This window comes from uncultured Actinomyces sp. (genome assembly GCF_963542285.1).
Lineage (GTDB): Bacteria > Actinomycetota > Actinomycetes > Actinomycetales > Actinomycetaceae > Pauljensenia.
The window spans coordinates 1-16,412 of sequence record NZ_CAUTWQ010000015.1 but is presented as its reverse complement, the minus strand read 5'-3'; the positions used below and the strand labels follow the sequence as shown (position 1 = coordinate 16,412).

Here is a 16,412-nt window from a genome sequence, read left to right as displayed (position 1 = left end):
TTCTAGCCTTTGACGGCGCCGATCATGACGCCCTTGTTGAAGTACTTCTGCAGGAAGGGGTAGATGATCAGCAGAGGAATTGTCGAAACAATAATCACGCCAAACTTGATCTGATCAGCAAAGTTCTGCGAATCCATTGCGGTCATTCCGACGGAACCAACTTGCGTCTGGTTTGCCAACAAAATGTTTTGCAGAACATTTTGCAAAGGTTGCAGGTTCTGGTCACGGATGTAGATCAAACCGGTGAAGTAGTCGTTCCAGTGTCCTACGAAGTAGTACAGGCCGATAACCGCGATAATCGCCGTCGACAGAGGCAACACGATCTTGTTGAAATACCCGAAGTACGACAGACCATCAACCTGCGCCGCATCATGAAGTTCTTCGGGGATCGAAGCCTCAAAGAAGGAACGGGCAATGATCATATTGAATACGCTGAAGGCACCCGGAATGATGAAAACCCAGATGCTGTTGAGCAGTCCCAGCTGTTTCATCAGCAGGTAGCTGGGAATCAGGCCGCCACCGAAGAACATCGTGAAGGTAAAGAAGAACAAGATCACGCGACGCGGCTTGAATTCTTTACGGGACAGGGCGAAGGCCGCTGGAAGCGTGACGATCAGGTTCACTGCTGTGCCTAGGAGCGAGTACAGCAAGGTGTTGCGATAGCCAATCCAGATACGAGTATCTTCCAAGATCTTGAGGTAGCCCTTGAAATTAATACCCTTGGGAAGAACCGTGACTTTACCGGTCGATACCAAGTTCGGATCTGAGAAAGACGCGACAATGATGAACCACATCGGGTACAAAATTGCCAGAACGATGGCCGCGATGATCAAAGCGATGATTCCATCAATGATCCAGTCAGAGGCAGAGCGCGTTCGCCACAATGCGCCAAGGTTCTTCTTTGGCTTCGGTTCCCTTGCCCGCTCCCTCGATGTTCCCATCCCGGCCGTGTGACCGGAAATCTTTGCGGCAGGTGTTGCTGCAGACATGATTCAGTCCTTTCTTCACGCCGGTTCTAGAACAAGCTGGTGTCGCTGGTTTTCTTTGCAATCTTGTTTGCGGTCACCAGGAAGATGAAGTTCACAACGCTGTTGAACAAACCGATTGCAGTGGAATAGCTGTAGTGGTGGGCCAAGATACCGATGCGGTAGGTATAGGTCGCAATGACTTCGGAAGCAGTGATATTCAGCGTGTTCTGCATCAGCCAGACCTTTTCGAAACCGACACCCAGTACCGATCCCATATTCAAGATCAGAAGGATTCCTGCGGTCGGCAAAATGGCCGGGATATCGATGTATCGAATTAACTGCATTCGCCCTGCACCGTCGATTTTCGCGGCCTCGTAAAGCGCGGTGTCGATTGATGACAGTGCAGCCAGGTAGATGATGCAGTTCCATCCGGCGTGCTGCCAGATTTCGCTCATCCAGTAAATCGGCGTAAATGCAGAGGCGGTTCCCATGAGGTCCGCACCGCCAAAGAGCTTACTGATCAAACCGGAATTTGGCGCGAGGAAGATATTGAGCATCGAGACCATGACCACTGTCGAGATGAAGTGAGGCATGTAGGTGATTGTCTGAACGAAAGTTTTCGTTCTTTTGCTTGCGATCTGGTTGATCAGCAGGGCCAGAATGATCGGGGCAAAGAAACCCGTGACCAGGGTCCACAAGCTGATGCGTAAGGTGTTGCGGATAATCTGCCAGAACATTGGGTCTCTGAAGAACTGATTAAAATACTTCAGTCCTACCCACTTTCCGCCCGTAATACCTTTGGTGACATCGAAGTCACGGAAAGCCAGCTGGATTCCATACATTGGCCCGTAGCTGAAGATCAGGATCAGAATGATCGCCGGCAAAACCATGATCCACAACTGCCAGTACAGCCGGAAGTGGTTCGCGAGGGCCGCAGGAGTCCACCAGGGAGCGCCCTTAGCCTTCGGCGTCTTCTTCACTTTTGTGCTGGCCTGCTCTAAGGCAGGGGTGGAGCGTAACGGCTTTGTGCCGCGTGGCTGAACTTCTGTAGTGGACATAGCAACCTCTTCGTTTCGTCCAGGAATTTAGCCGAGTGTGTAAGCGAAGGCCGTCCACGGGCGCAGGTGGCAATCCTGCAGTTCCTCGCATGTGCGGGCGGCATCCTGGTTAGTGATGAGGACGCGCTCATTGAGAGGCTCCCCCACCAGTTCTGCAACTTCTGTTGGCAGCTCAACGGTGGCAGTGGACAGATTGGCGGCAACCACCAAGCTCTCATCCCCCAAGCGCCTTGTGAAGGCGTAGACAGAGTCGGAATCTTGGGCAATTAATTCCCAGTCTCCGGCAACAACGATGTCTTGAGTGTGCCGCAGTTCAATGAGTCTCTTGAAGAAGTGGTAGACCGAATCGGGGTCATCTTGCTGACGCCTTGCGTTAATCACGTCTTTGTTCGCATTGACAGAAATCCAGGGGGCGTGCCCGCTTTGTTCGTCAATGAAACCCGCATAGGCTGTGTCATCCCACTGCATGGGTGTCCGCGAATTATCACGGCCCTTGAGTGCCAGCGCATTCATCATTTCGTCGTGGGTCAAGATCCCCGCTTCTTCGACGTATTGGCGGTAGTGGTTCAGGGATTCGACATCGCGATACTGGTCAAGGCTGGTGAAGCCTGCGTTCGTCATACCCAGCTCTTCGCCTTGGTAGATGTAGGGGGTTCCCTTGTGCATGTGAAGGACGAGGCCAAGCGCCTTTGCACTTCGAGAGCGCAGTTCTTCCGTGCTGTCGTCGCCCCAACGGGACACAACGCGGGGCTGGTCGTGGTTGCAGTAGAAGAGGCTAGTCCATCCACCATCGCGCACGATTTCTTCGTAACCTGCGAAGACATTGCGTAGGTCGCAAACCTTCCACGGCACGACAGACCATTTCCCTGCTGGACCGTCGTCGTCAATGCCAACGTGGTCGAAAAGGAAGAGCATGTCGAGTTCTTCACTGGCCGAGTTGGTGATGTGTGCTGCGCGGGTATTGGAAATACCAGGCCCCTCGCCGACGGTCAGGAAGCCCTCTCTACCCGCAAAGACGGCCTCGTACATTTCGTGGAGAAATTCATCCAAGCGCGGGCCATCCGTGCAGAAATCGAAGGGTGAGGAATATCCATCGGAACCGACGGGATAAATCTCCATGTCGGATCCGTCGGTTCCAGGGAGCATTCCGCGGCTATCCAAAGTCTTGGAGATCTGGCTAATGACGTCCATGCGGAATCCGTCAATCCCCCGGTCCATCCACCAGTTCATCATCTTGTAGATTTCGTGGCGCAGTTCGGGCTTTTCCCAATTGAGGTCGGGCTGTTTGGCGGAGAACTGATGGAAAAAGTATTCACCGCGCTGCGGGTCATAGGTCCACGCAGATCCACCGAAATAGCTGCCCCAGCTGTTGGGCTCGGCTCCGGGTTCGCCTGGAGTATGCCCTTCTTTTGCGGGCATCCACCAATACCAATCTGCTTTGTCACTGGTCTTGTCTCGTGATTCGATAAACCAGGCGTGTTCATCAGAGGAGTGGTTCACCACCAAATCCATGATGACTTTTAGTCCTAGGCTGTGGGCACTGCGAAGCAGCTCATCCATATCATCGAGAGTCCCAAACATGGGGTCGATGTTCTGATAGTCGGCGATATCGTAGCCGTTGTCATCTTGGGGCGACACGTACAGGGGGCACAGCCAAATAACGTCAATGCCAAGTTCTGCCACATAGGGCAGGCGCTGGGTGATCCCGGGGATATCACCAATCCCATCGCCGTTTGCGTCCTGAAAGGAGCGCGGATAAATCTGGTAGACCACAGCGTTCGACCACCAAGGGGTCTTCGCCGCAGCGTTGCGAGTCGCAGCGAAATCAGCATTTAATTGCTCTGTCATCGCAATAACTTTCTCAGTCGTCAACATTGCCGCATGTTCTTGCGAGGGTTTGGAAGCGCGTCCATGCGCTACCCCTTTAGCGTAACAATAATGAAATCCTTGCGCAAGTATTACAAAACATATTCAGGGGTGGACACTTTCATGCCCACCCCTGAATATCGAGGGTTTCCTCAGTAGCATTTCCGCTCAGCACAGCGCCTTACCGAGAACCCCCTTCTGGCTCCAGCTTACGCACTTTCTCTATCTCTACTGGCGCGCGTCGAAGCCAACAAAGGGAACCACAACCTTGCCCTCTTCGTTCACACTCAGAGCCTTGGACTGCTCGATGACACCCGAGATGATGTCAACTGCGTTGGAATCTGTGGTGTCCGAATCATACGGAGACTCATTAGTAACGATGCCCTTTCCACCACCAAAGCGGAAGTTCTTCACAAAGTCAGGGCATCCCATTGCGCCCGCGTAGCATTCGGCCGAGTAGATCGGACGAACATTGCCCACGCCTTCCCCATCTTCCGAGGAGGAATAGATTGACACCTGGTACGAAGCCTTTGCCAAGTCCACGCCATCGAGTGCACTGCGGTCAACGGACATCATGATTCGATTCCCCGCAACCTTCAAGGTCACCTCGCCCTTCAACTTGCCCGCATTGTCATAGACACCCATGTTGTAGGGCAAAGATTCCGAACGCCCATCAGCAATCAGCACATAGTCCCAACCGCCATGAGCGAAGGTGTTCGTGCCCGCTAGCAGAGGCGTCACATCAGTTGAGGTATTAGCTTCGCTGCGAATATAGATATTCAGTCGCTGGGTACTCATCTGGTTCATACCCCACGGATTGTTCACAGGAGCAGCCATTCGCGTGATGAACTGGTAGTGATCGTTATCGCGATACACGGAGGTTTCAAGCAGGTCGAAGCTCCCCGGATTAAAGTTCTCACTCTTCGGGTAGACAACCGTTCCGGCGCCGTTATCATCACCGCTGGGATCACTCAAGGTGCCAATCTTGTCACCGAAGGAGTAGATCGTGTAGCTTGCTCGACTCACGGTATTCTCGGGCGAGTATGCACTCACGCGCACCGAGTTGATCGCACGATCCAAGGTGAGATCAGCGCTGAATGCGCCGGCGACAACAGGCAATTCCGTATTCGTTCCATTGACCGTCAGGACAACGCGATTACCGTCGGTTGTTCCCTTAAACGAAAGATGACGAGAATCCAAAGATTCCTGATCTTTGAGCCCTTCAACGCTCAGTGTCGGCATGTTCTCAGGCTTGCCGTCTGCGGTAGCGTTCCAGTTATCCCAGCAATCTGCATCGAAATCCAAACGACCAAGCTCATTGGATGCCCAGTTTCCGCCGGCCTTCGTCACGAAGGTATCGCCAACGCTGAAGTTACGAATCTCAATACCGTTGTGGTCGACAGTTTCATTGCCGATCGTCACCTTCTTCCCCGCCTTATTTGCAGGACGGGTCAGACGGCTAACAACATTGGCTTCAGGCTGCCCATTCCACGAATCCACATGGAAGTTAACGATCTTGAAGTTCTCCATATTCGACAGCGCGTAGATACGGAAACCACAGTTCACACTTCCCTCCACGACTGTGTTGGAAATGGTCCAGTTTTTCAAAGTCGTTGAAGGATCCGAGTAATCAAAGGCGCCGCCGTTCCAGTGCGGAGATGAGTTGAATACACAGGTGTTGGTTGCACCCGAGTTATTCATCAAGCTGTGTACAACGGTCGTTCCATCGACCTTCACATTCTCAGTATTCCGGTAGTTCCAGCCCCACTGGAAAACGGGGCCGTTATCGTTCTTCCACACCACGACATTCGAAACATCCACGTTGCTGTGGTAAAGCTTCATCGCGTCATCATTTGTATGGAAGAACGAACTCTTCATGGTCGAGCCGGGATACAGCTCCATCCCATCGGTCTGCCAGTACCAGGAACCCACCTGCTGGTAGTTGCGAACGCGTTGACTAAAGGACTGCTCGTTCGCACCCTCGATCGCACTGTTACGGGCCACGGCCTCGGCAAACTCAGCATCGCTCATGCTGCCCTTTTCGGGGTCAGCGGGACGGAAACCATATTCCACAAAGGAGTGGTATGACGGCTCCTTGATAGTCACACCTTGCAGGTCAAGAACCTGATGCGGAGTAGTAGAGGTGAACTTCAGAGCTTTAACACAGGTGGCATGGCAGTTTGCGCCGTCCTTATGCTCCAAGGTCTTGTATCCGTTCGACATGTCTGTCTCATAGAGGTACTGCTCGCTTGAAAGCACACCGTAACCCGTGACCTTGTAGTTCGTAATGTTTTCATTGACCCCAAATTGGAAGGCCCCCTTAACGAAGGCGCCGGGCTCAAAATAGACCCACTTCACGCGGTCTGGAAGGTTCGCAGAATACTTGTTGGTCATCCAGTAGGTACCGGCTTTGAAATACACAATATCGGTGTCGACGGTATCCAAGTTGGTGACCTCACCCGGGGTCACATAGGTAATTGTTCCGTCAGCCTCGGTCGGAATCGTCGTGGGATCGACGCGCGAGGCCCAGGGCTGAGCAAAGAGCAACATGGAGTTCTTCGGCTCAGTTCCAACGTATTCGTGACCTTCTCCGCCCTCAAGGGTGAGCCCTCCCTGGTAGCGGTACACATCCATGAGTTCGGGAGCGAACTCTACGGACAGGCGGTAACCATCGTTGTTCTGAGGTATATACAGACGCACAGTCGTGTCGTTCAGAAGTTTCTTTTCGATATTCGCCTTGGCAGGGCGAACAGTAACCTGATTGACATCGGTCAGTTTCGCACCGGTCTGCAAAGTGACATCGACGAAGACATCGGTGTCATATTCGAACGAGGACCAGCTCATCGTCACGTGATTATCGGCTTGGAACTTGGCGCCATCGTCATTGAGGTCGGAACGCATGGGGTTACCGTTGCGCGGGATCGACATATAGGTAAACGAACTATTGTCCGAATCAGTACCATCGACGGCCGAGACCGATACCGAATAGAAGGGTGACTGACGAACCTCATTGTTAGCAAGAGGCTTTTCGGCATCCTTCACGCCATTTTCATGCCACCAGGTACGAATTTTATCTTCGCGCGTTGGTGTTTTTTCCGGCTTCGGCGTTGGAGTAGTCTGCTCTTGCCCAGGAATCTGCGGGGTTGTATCACCATTTGTGGGGCCAATAATAATGGTCACGCCACCAACACCGATGACAATCGTCGTTGTCACGGTGACGCAGATGGCCACAACTCGGTGAGCACCAAAAATAGTGATCAGCGGATGGCGCATATGGAACAGATGAGGGATATGCCCGAAGGTATGCCCCACCGCCCCAAACACTCGATGGAGAAATCCAAAGAACATCAGTTACCTTCCTCATTTAGGAACTCAATGTGGGTGAAATGCACTGCGGCAGCACTGCAGCAATGCGAGAGAGATAAGAGAAATATGGAGGGAGGAAAGTTGATGGGGGGAGGGAATTCTGCGCTCAAGACACGTACAGAAAACCCAGGTGTAAAAAACTGGCGTGCCCTATGAATTCTCACAGGGCACGCCAGCCGTGACTTACTTGGTGAACTTCGCCGACTTGTCGTCGGACTGAGTCTTGAACATGGAGTTCAGATCAACGCCCTGCTGCTTCATCTGAGCCTTGTAGGCATCGTAGATGTCCTGCTTGACTTTGATGCTCTCTGCAAGGTTGTTTGCCTCGAGGTCAGCAACGTACTGATCCCATTCGTCATCGACGCCACCCTTGGTGACCCACTGTGCGAATTTCGCCATCGCGTTCTGGTTGATACCGGTCGCATTACGAGAGAGGATATCTGCCTGCTCATCAGTGGTCGGCATGTTTCCATACAGAATATCAGAGTTCAGGTCGATATTGGACCAATTCTCGTTGTAGACAGCGTCCACTGGGAAAACCTCGGTGTGCTCTGCAGGCAGCTTCAGCTTCCATTCGCTGTTGATCCACACTGGAGCGCGGTCAGCAAGCGCGTTGGTGAACTGCCAGTCACCTGCATTCTTGCTCTTATCAGCAGGCTCAAGAACCTTGTAGGTGCCGTCAGCTTCCTTCTCAACACACTCGCCGAGTGAACCGTAGGTTGCCTGAATACCAATTTCAGGCGTGTAGAAGGAATCCATCAGCTTCAGTGTTGCTTCCTTATTTGCAGGCTCAGCCTTCGCAACAATCTGGTTCGCGCCATAGGCCATTGAGTCGCCGCTCCATGCCCACACAACCGGAGTGGTCTGCCCTTCCTTCGCCTTCAGGGACGGAATGGTGATGTACTGCTTACCCAGCTCAGAACCGAAGAGATCTGAGGGCGTCCACATCCAGGACATACCAACAGTTGCGGTCTTTCCATCGCCCTTTGCATGACCGGTGTAGGTGGACCAGTCGTGGGTGAATGCGTCCTGAGCAATCAGGCCTTCCGACCACAGCTCATTCATGAACTTCACGAAGTTCTTGTAGCGCTCATCGGTCAGGTAGTTCTTTACGGTGCCGTTGTCGGCGTACATTCCCAAGCTGGAGTCAGAACTCAGGGTGATACCTTCAGAGCCCAATAAGAGGTTGGGATTAAAGCCTTCGAATCCATTGGTTCCAGGCTTGTTGAAGTCCAAGGGAATCTCATCAGCAACACCGTTGCCGTTGGGGTCCTGGGTCTTGAATGCCTTGAGCACGGTCTTAAGCTCATCCCATGTGGTGGGGACTGCCAGCCCCAGCTTATCGAGCCATGCCTTGTTAATAAACATGTGGCTACCGGTATTGGCCGAGAGAGGAACGGTGGAACGACCCACACCGAGGATCTGATTCTTGGTGTTGGTAGAAACAATCCGCGAGTAGGGTTCCGCATCGAACATCTTCTTCACGTTCGGCAGATTGTCCAGCTCAGGAGTGAGGTCCATGAACAGAGAGCCAAATTCTGCCATATCGCTCGAATCAAAGCCCGCAATGGTCAGGTCGGCAACATCGCCGGCTGCCAGAGCAGCGCTCTTTTGTTGATCCCACGAGGATGCCGCGGTTTCCAGCCACTTGATGCTGCAACCACAGGCAGTTTCAAGGTCCTTCGTCCACTTAAGATCGCTCATAGGCTTGGTGCGTGCGTCCTTAACAATCTGGACAGTCACGACAGGACGGCCATCCGATGCGGTGTTGTCGGATGATGCGCCTTTGGAACATGCGCTCAACGCCAATGCGGCAACCAGTGCGCTTGCCAGTACGGGCGCCACAGGTGAATGTTTCATCATTGGAGATAATCCTTCCTTAGATTATCGTTCGCTTGCTGTGAAGCTATGCAGCTATGCACTCTCAGAGAGCCGATCCACAATGACCAGTTCCTTCTGACAGAGACGACTGTAACAATGAAAGCAAGCCTTGCGCAAGTCTTTCATGTCTTTACGTAAATAACGATTTCATATACACTAAGAGCATTCAGGTAACTCCCATCCAATGTAACGGTGGAATACGGAGAAAATAGTGAAAACACTTGCAGACGTTGCCGCTGAAGTCGGCGTCAGCCAAGCGACGGTATCGCGCGTTCTCAACGGAAAACCAGGCGTTTCCGACGACACCCGTCAGGCCGTGCTCAATACCGCAAAAAGTATGGGTATTTCGAACACTGTCGGGCGAAATCAGCCCCGACATATAGCCGTCGTTACCCCTACCTTGGTCAATCCTGTTTTTGCATCTTTACTTACGGCAATATGCACTCAACTGACCGCACGCAATATTTTGCCTTTCCTGTGCACCTACACATCGGGAGGCACCAGTGAAGAAACCCTGCTGTCAATGGCGCTTTCTGAACAGATTGATGGCGCGATCTTCCTTTCCGGCCAGTACGACTCCAAGGGCAACGATTATTCGATCTATCAGCGCCTTGCTGAGCATCGAACTCCAATGGTTTTCATCAATGCTGGTGATCCAGACATACCGGGTTACTTCATTCGCACAGACGATCGTCTTGCAACGGAAATGGCTCTTCAACACCTCGTGAATCAGGGACATACTCGCATCGGTTTGCTTCTAGGCAATCCAAACCACTACCCCAGTATCACGAAGTACAATTCTGCCCTTGACTTTGCGAACCGTACAGGGCTCGACCTTAAGCCGGAGTATGTGGAATGGGCATCTTATGGCTTGGGAACCGCACAGGCTGCAACAGCGCGTCTGACAGATGCAGGTGTGAGTGCAATCGTATGCGCAAGCGATGAGCTCGCCTTAAGTGCTTTCAAGTCACTGACGATCCAGGGCCTACAGGTCCCCGATGATATTTCCGTCGTTGGCTACGACGACTCGAGCTACCTTGGATACATTTCTCCGGGACTGACGACCATTCGCCAGCCGGTCGACGCCCTAAGTGGGGCGGCCGTTTCTGCACTCGCATGCCTGATAGAAAGCCCGCAAAACGCCAAGGAGCACGTTGAGCTTCTCTTCGATCCCGAGTTAGTTGTTCGCGGCACCACGGCGATCTGCAAGGATCTTCTCCCCAGCGCACTCTAGCCCTTCCCGAGGCCACGCGCTAAGAAGCGGGCGTACTCCCCCATTCGCCTTCCTCACCCCCAAAAGGGTGTGGCCCAAGCCAAAAGGCTTGGGCCACACCCTCCAACAGCTCAAAAAGCTCAGGCTCCCGTCACGTCGTCAGGACGAGACTCCGCGTAGCGCGCAAGCTCTTCCTCGACAATGGCCTCGTCAAGCTTCTGGAAGACCGGGGTCGGCTTTTCGATCGGAGTGCCAACGACGATATCGTGACGCTCCCAGGTGGGAACCTTCGTGTAATCGCCGGTAATAACCGGGTATCCCGTGCGGCCTTCAAAGTCTGCGGGAAGAACCTCGGGATCCAACTCCTCAACTTCCTTGATGCAGGGCATCGGAGCGATCTCGCCGCTGCCACCCATCACGCGATCCACATCATTTGCGGCGTGAGGGAGGAAAGGAGAGAGCATGAGGTTCAAATCGGCCACGGCCTGCGCCAGCGTCCACAACACGGTCGCCAAACGCTCACGCTCTTCAGGGGCCTTGAGCTTAAAGGGTTCGGTGTCAGCAACGTACTTGTTGGCCTCGCCAACCAAACGCATTGCAGCGGCAAGAGCGGCCTTCTGGCGGTGGTGACGGATCAGGTCTCCCACCTCGTCAAAGCCCGCGGCGATCGCGTCCAGCAGCGCGCGATCGATTTCTTGGAGCTCTCCCGGCGCGGGGATTTCGCCGAACTTCTTGTGGATCATCGAGGCGGTGCGATTGACCAGGTTGCCCCAGCCTGCCACCAACTCGCCGTTCGTGCGACGCACGAATTCTGCCCAAGTGAAATCCGCGTCAGAGGACTCGGGACCAGCCGCAGAAATGAAATAGCGCAGCGCATCAGCCTGGTAGCGGCTGAGCATGTCACGCACATAGATGACGATTCCGTGCGAAGAAGAGAACTTCTTACCTTCCATGGTGAGGAACTCTGAAGAGACGACCTCAGTGGGCAGATTGAGCACGCCAAGGTCACCGGGCTGGCCCCCCTTTGATCCCTGACCGTTGTAACCCAGCAACTCCGCAGGCCAGATCTGCGAGTGGAAAACAATATTGTCCTTGCCCATAAAGTAGTAGGTCAGGGCTTCGGGATCGTTCCACCACTTACGCCACGCTTCGGGGTCTCCCGTGCGGCGCGCCCATTCAATAGAAGCGCTCAGGTAACCAATAACCGCGTCGAACCACACGTAGAGGCGCTTACCGGGCTGATCTTCCCACCCGGGAACGGGGATGCCCCAGTCAATATCGCGTGTCATCGCACGCGGGCGAATATCCTCAAGGAAGTTCTTCGAGAACTTGATGACGTTGGGACGCCATGTGCCGGAACGGTCACGATCATCCAGCCATGCAGACAGCGCGTCTGCCAGTGCGGGAAGATCCAAGAAATAGTGGACGGACTCCACGAATTCGGGGGTTTCACCGTTGATTCGTGAATGAGGATTGATCAGATCTGTGGGATCAAGCTGGTTACCACAGTTATCGCACTGATCACCGCGAGCACCCTCTGCACCACAAATAGGACAGGTACCTTCGATATAACGGTCAGGAAGAGTGCGTCCGGTCGAAGGCGAGATCGCCGCGCGAGTGACCTGTTCGATCATGTAACCGTTATCGCGGACGGTCCGGAACATGTCTTGGACAACGCGGTAGTGATTTCCAGCGGTCGTGCGCGTGAAAAGGTCGTAGGACAGTCCCAGTTGAACCAAGTCTTCGACGATGAGTCGATTGTTCTGGTCGGCCAGCTCACGCGCACTGATTCCCGCGCCATCGGCAGCAACCAGAATGGGAGTTCCGTGCTCGTCAGTTCCGGACACCATCAGCACGTCGTGCCCAGCCATTCGCATGTAGCGAGAGAACACATCGGAGGGGACTCCGAAACCGGCGACGTGACCAATATGGCGAGGACCGTTGGCATAAGGCCAAGCAACGGCAGACAAAATACGACTCATGGTCCCCTAGTTTAATGCCTATTGGCATTCGAGTCGCCTCTGTCCTATTCTCAATAGTATCTATCGTTTATTTTCTGGAGGATCCAATGCCCCGCGCGCTTGTCGTTGTCGATATGCAGCCTACTTTTTGCGAGGGGGGAGATCTTCCCGTTGAAGGCGGAAACGCCTTAGCACAGCGTATTGCAGATTTTGTTGCCGTTCACGCAGCGAATTACGACTGCATCGTGACCTCGCAGGACTGGCATATCGATCCGGGGACGCATTTCTCCGACCATCCCGACTTCGTCGACACCTGGCCTCCTCACGGGATTGCAGGTACTGCCGAGGCCGAGCTGCACCCAGCCCTTGCTGACCTCCACGCGGATATCACCATCCACAAGGGCATGTACGAGGCCGCTTATTCTGCCTTCGAGGGCGAAGATGCAGCAACGAAGCGTCCCCTGCTTGAGCTCCTTCACGACAAAGGTATTGATTCGCTGGATATCGTTGGCCTTGCACTGTCCCACTGCGTATGCGAAACAGCGCTGGACGGCGTGAAGTACGGTTATAAAGTGCGAGTCTTCACCGACCTGACCGAACCCATCAGCCCCGAGTTGGGCGAGCTCGCCGTCGCACGCATGGCCGAGGCCGGAGTTGAGCTAGTCTCTTCGCATGCCTGATTCGCACCTGCTGCTCTGATTCGCACCCGCTTCCCTAGTTTGTGCGTGCAAGTGCCGCGCGGTAAAGCTCGTTCTTTCGTAGCCCTGTGGCCTCGGCAACCTCGGCAGCGGCATCCTTCAAACGCATCCCCTCTGCTGCCAAGGCGAGCACTGCCTCAACATGGTCATCCGCATTGCCCTGCGCATGCCCGGGTGCAATCACCAGCGTGATTTCACCAAGAACTTCACCTTCTGTGGCCTGAACCAGCTTAGCGAGGCTCCCGCGGATCACCTCTTCGTAGGTTTTTGTGAGCTCTCTACACAGTGCGGCTTGTCGATCGGCGCCAAAGACCTCAGCCATGAGAATCAGAGTGTCATGGACGCGTTTAGGTGATTCGAAGAAGATCAGGGTGTGAGGATCTTGCGCAAGGGCCTTCAAATAGCGCGTTGCTTCACCAGTTTTTCGGGGAAGGAAGCCCTCAAAAGCAAAGCGATCGGAGGGAAGCCCAGACAGGGCCAACGCAGTAACGGGAGCCGAGGGGCCCGGGAGGACACTGACGTGAACGCCAGCCGCCGTGGCCTCGTGAACCAGGCGAAACCCCGGGTCGGAAACCGTCGGCATTCCCGCATCGGAAACCATGACGACGCGCGCACCCGCCCGCGCCTGCTCGACGACTGCCGAGGCCTTAGCGGACTCATTGTGATCGTGGAGGCTCATGAGCTTGGCGCTCAGACGGATTCCCATTCTCGAGGCCAAGGCAAGGAGGCGGCGCGTGTCTTCGGCAGCAATAATGTCTGCCTGTTCAAGTGCAGGGGCTAGGCGCGCGGAAACATCGCGCACGTCGCCAATCGGGGTGGCCGCAAGGAGGATTGACGCGGGGGCCTGAATGTAATCCTGGTCTTCACTCACGCGTCAATCGTCGCACCTTTGGGTGTGCTACTCCAGTTGAGCAGGGGCCTCGGTAAACTGGTCGGGTGGACGACAAGACTCTTTCCGATTCAGATATTCCCGAAGACCCCGCCTTGGGTCCGGACCAGGCTTCCCCGGCTGTTGAGCCCGAGCCTCTTCCCGAGGCCGAGGAAGGCGAGCCTAGCCCTTCGGCGGAGGTAAACGAGGCCTCGGCAGAGGACGAAGAGGCCTCGGCAGAGGCGAACGAGGCATCAGCAGACGACGAAGAGGCTGATACCGCTCCCGAAGGGACAGGACGCGAATGGAAACCCGTCCCCATACCCAGGTGGGCGCGTTTCCCGATGTCTGCGAAAGCCGGCTGGGTTGCGACTCTTGTAACGACGCTTTTGGCGGCGCTCATCAGGCTTCCTGGTCTTGGAACAATTAAGACTCTGGTCTTCGATGAGACCTACTACGTGAAAGACGCTTACTCCCTGATGACTTTGGGCTATGAGGGAAGCTGGGCGAAAGATAACGACCCGATGTTTATCTCGGGTGATTACTCTGGGCTTTCGACCAATGGTGGTTACGTCGTTCACCCATCGGTCGGAAAGTGGCTGATCAGCTTGGGAATGCGCGTCTTCGGAGCAACCAATCCGGTCGGCTGGCGCATCAGTGCAGCCATCGCAGGAATCATTCTTGTCTTCCTTACCGCGCGAATTGCACAGCATTTGTTCCGTTCCCCCGCTATCACAGCACTTGCGGGATTCTTTATGGCAACAGATGGCATCGCAATTGTTCTCTCGCGAACTGGGCTTTTGGATGTGTTCCTGGCGATGTTTGCCGCTGCCGCATTCCTTGCCGTCCTGAAAGATCAGGAGATCTCACATCCACGTTTGGTCGAAAAACTTTCCCAATGGAAGCCGGATCCTGATAATCCCTCTCGAATCGGCCCTCATGCGGGTGCACGCTGGTGGCTATTGGTCGCAGGCATCTTGTGTGGCCTTGCGATGTCGGTCAAATGGTCAGGGCTCTACGCGCTGGCTGTCTTGGGATTGTTTGTTGCTTTCCGCGACTGGATGACGCGCCGCCGTTTTGGGCATCCACGCGCGTTCTACGCAACCTTGATCAATGACACCTCTGTTGCATTCTTGGCCATGGTTCCGCCCGCAGTCATCACGTATGTCGCCTCATGGTTCGGCTGGTTTAGGCACTGGAACGCGTACGGTCACAAAACTCACGGCTTTATTGGAGCATTCCGCGACCTGTGGGACTACCACGTAGGAATGCTGAAGTTCCACACGGGTTTAACCACTCCGCACACCTATCAGGCTCATCCCGCACAGTGGTTTGTTCAGGCACGTCCAACGTCCTTCGCATGGAACAAAATCGCAGATGCAAGCTGCGATAAGTCGGATTGTGTCAACGCCGTTGTTGCACTAGGGAATCCGCTTCTGTGGTGGTTTGCGGCCATTGCCTTCTTCATCGTTTTGTTCGTGACGCTTCGGGACCGCAACTGGAGGACCGGTTTTGTTGTCTGCGGATACTTGGCGATGTACTTCCCTTGGTATTTGAACGCAAACCGGACGATCTTTAATTTCTACACGATTGCTTTCGTGCCTTTTGTCTGCCTGAGTGCGGCATGGGTAATTGGGCTCATGCTCGATCAAACTCGCTGTGAGGTAGATCCTGACCGCATGTATGCGTCTCAGCCGCTTGAAGAGGGTGACTACCGATGGATGGGCGCTAATGTCGTGACGCGTCAAAGGTTTGCCATTGGCGCTGTGGTCATTGTTCTACTCATTACAGCTGTCTCGATCTTCTTTATGCCCCTGTGGAGAGGAGATCTCATCTCGTACAACTTCTGGCACATTCACATGTGGTTCCCGACGTGGATCTAGAGTGAACTGCCATTCGCAGTAAGACACATGTGCCCGCGAACGTCCGTTCGCGGGCACTGCTTTTAGATAGCGAAGAAAGGCTGCATCAAATGCGCCGCGAAGAGACACCGAGTCCAAGCGCCTGAGTCGAAGAGAGTGACTGGAAGCCAAAGACTAACTAGCTCCCAGAAGACTAAGTGGGCACCGCAAAAGTTAATTAATAACCATCCATGGTCGACAAACTGAATTGCCTGAAACCCCAGATAAACGCCTCTTCATATACGCCTCTGCCGCCTGCGAAAACAGACGACCGGACAAGACCCAATTAGTCACTCAAAACTCCACTCAGAAAAGCCTCTAAGGCCTCATACGAAGAGAACAAAGAAAGATACGCAAGCTATCAAATTAGGCCCGCGTCTCCGAGCCCATTGCGCATAAGGGACGTGTGTTGTTTGTGTGGGGTATGCACCGTACTAGCCCGCTAGGCCCGTGTTGCGTTCGCCCGGTAGGCGCGTGTGTGGACACGGGTGTGAAACACTGGTGTGTTTGTGTGTGTTGTGTGGGTGGGTGTAGGTAAAAAGAGAGGGGGGTTTGGAACAGTGTTCCAAACCCCCCTCTCTTGAAGAGTGTTGTGGCGGTGTCCTACTCTCCCACACCCTCCCAGGTGCAGT

The 16,412-nt window shown here is 54.2% G+C and carries 10 protein-coding genes; 3 read left to right on the top strand and 7 right to left on the bottom strand.

What is annotated here, in order from left to right; all coding sequences use genetic code 11:
• Nucleotides 1–2: 2 nt before the first annotated feature.
• From RW023_RS06660 to RW023_RS06640, 5 genes are all read right to left on the bottom strand, one after another.
• Nucleotides 3–989 carry a carbohydrate ABC transporter permease gene (locus tag RW023_RS06660; RefSeq protein ID WP_315580459.1) on the bottom strand — a complete coding sequence of 329 codons (987 nt, stop codon included), beginning with the start codon at nucleotides 987–989 and terminating at the stop codon, nucleotides 3–5.
• 26 nt (nucleotides 990–1,015) lie between these two features.
• Nucleotides 1,016–2,026 carry an ABC transporter permease subunit gene (locus RW023_RS06655; protein ID WP_315580458.1) on the bottom strand — a complete coding sequence of 337 codons (1,011 nt, stop codon included), beginning with the start codon at nucleotides 2,024–2,026 and terminating at the stop codon, nucleotides 1,016–1,018.
• A gap of 27 nt (nucleotides 2,027–2,053) precedes the next feature.
• The gene (locus RW023_RS06650) at nucleotides 2,054–3,874 is read right to left on the bottom strand and encodes an alpha-glucosidase (protein ID WP_315580457.1); all 1,821 of its coding nucleotides are present in this window, start codon (nucleotides 3,872–3,874) and stop codon (nucleotides 2,054–2,056) included.
• A gap of 246 nt (nucleotides 3,875–4,120) precedes the next feature.
• A complete protein-coding gene (locus tag RW023_RS06645; RefSeq protein ID WP_315580456.1) occupies nucleotides 4,121–7,240 on the bottom strand; it encodes a glucodextranase DOMON-like domain-containing protein in 3,120 nt (1,039 codons plus the stop codon).
• 201 nt (nucleotides 7,241–7,441) lie between these two features.
• Entirely contained in the window at nucleotides 7,442–9,121 is a 1,680-nt protein-coding gene (locus tag RW023_RS06640; RefSeq protein ID WP_315580455.1) for an extracellular solute-binding protein, read from the bottom strand.
• A gap of 229 nt (nucleotides 9,122–9,350) precedes the next feature.
• On the opposite strand from RW023_RS06640, the gene RW023_RS06635 reads away from it, so the two are divergent.
• Nucleotides 9,351–10,373, top strand: a complete 1,023-nt coding sequence (locus RW023_RS06635) for a LacI family DNA-binding transcriptional regulator (protein ID WP_315580454.1) — start codon at nucleotides 9,351–9,353, stop codon at nucleotides 10,371–10,373.
• A 119-nt stretch (nucleotides 10,374–10,492) separates the two neighbouring features.
• Here RW023_RS06635 and metG read toward each other — a convergent pair whose 3' ends face one another.
• Nucleotides 10,493–12,334, bottom strand: coding sequence for a methionine--tRNA ligase (metG, locus tag RW023_RS06630; protein WP_315580453.1), 1,842 nt, complete (start codon nucleotides 12,332–12,334; stop codon nucleotides 10,493–10,495).
• Between the two features lie 86 nt (nucleotides 12,335–12,420).
• Between metG and RW023_RS06625 the strand changes: the two genes are divergently transcribed.
• Nucleotides 12,421–12,993 carry an isochorismatase family protein gene (locus RW023_RS06625; protein ID WP_315580452.1) on the top strand — a complete coding sequence of 191 codons (573 nt, stop codon included), beginning with the start codon at nucleotides 12,421–12,423 and terminating at the stop codon, nucleotides 12,991–12,993.
• A gap of 34 nt (nucleotides 12,994–13,027) precedes the next feature.
• Here RW023_RS06625 and rsmI read toward each other — a convergent pair whose 3' ends face one another.
• Complete coding sequence (gene rsmI, locus RW023_RS06620) at nucleotides 13,028–13,882, bottom strand: 16S rRNA (cytidine(1402)-2'-O)-methyltransferase (protein ID WP_315580451.1); 855 nt, start codon at nucleotides 13,880–13,882, stop codon at nucleotides 13,028–13,030.
• A gap of 65 nt (nucleotides 13,883–13,947) precedes the next feature.
• Here rsmI and RW023_RS06615 point away from each other — a divergent pair, with 65 nt between their 5' ends.
• Nucleotides 13,948–15,762 carry a phospholipid carrier-dependent glycosyltransferase gene (locus RW023_RS06615; RefSeq protein ID WP_315580450.1) on the top strand — a complete coding sequence of 605 codons (1,815 nt, stop codon included), beginning with the start codon at nucleotides 13,948–13,950 and terminating at the stop codon, nucleotides 15,760–15,762.
• Nucleotides 15,763–16,412 lie beyond the last annotated feature (650 nt).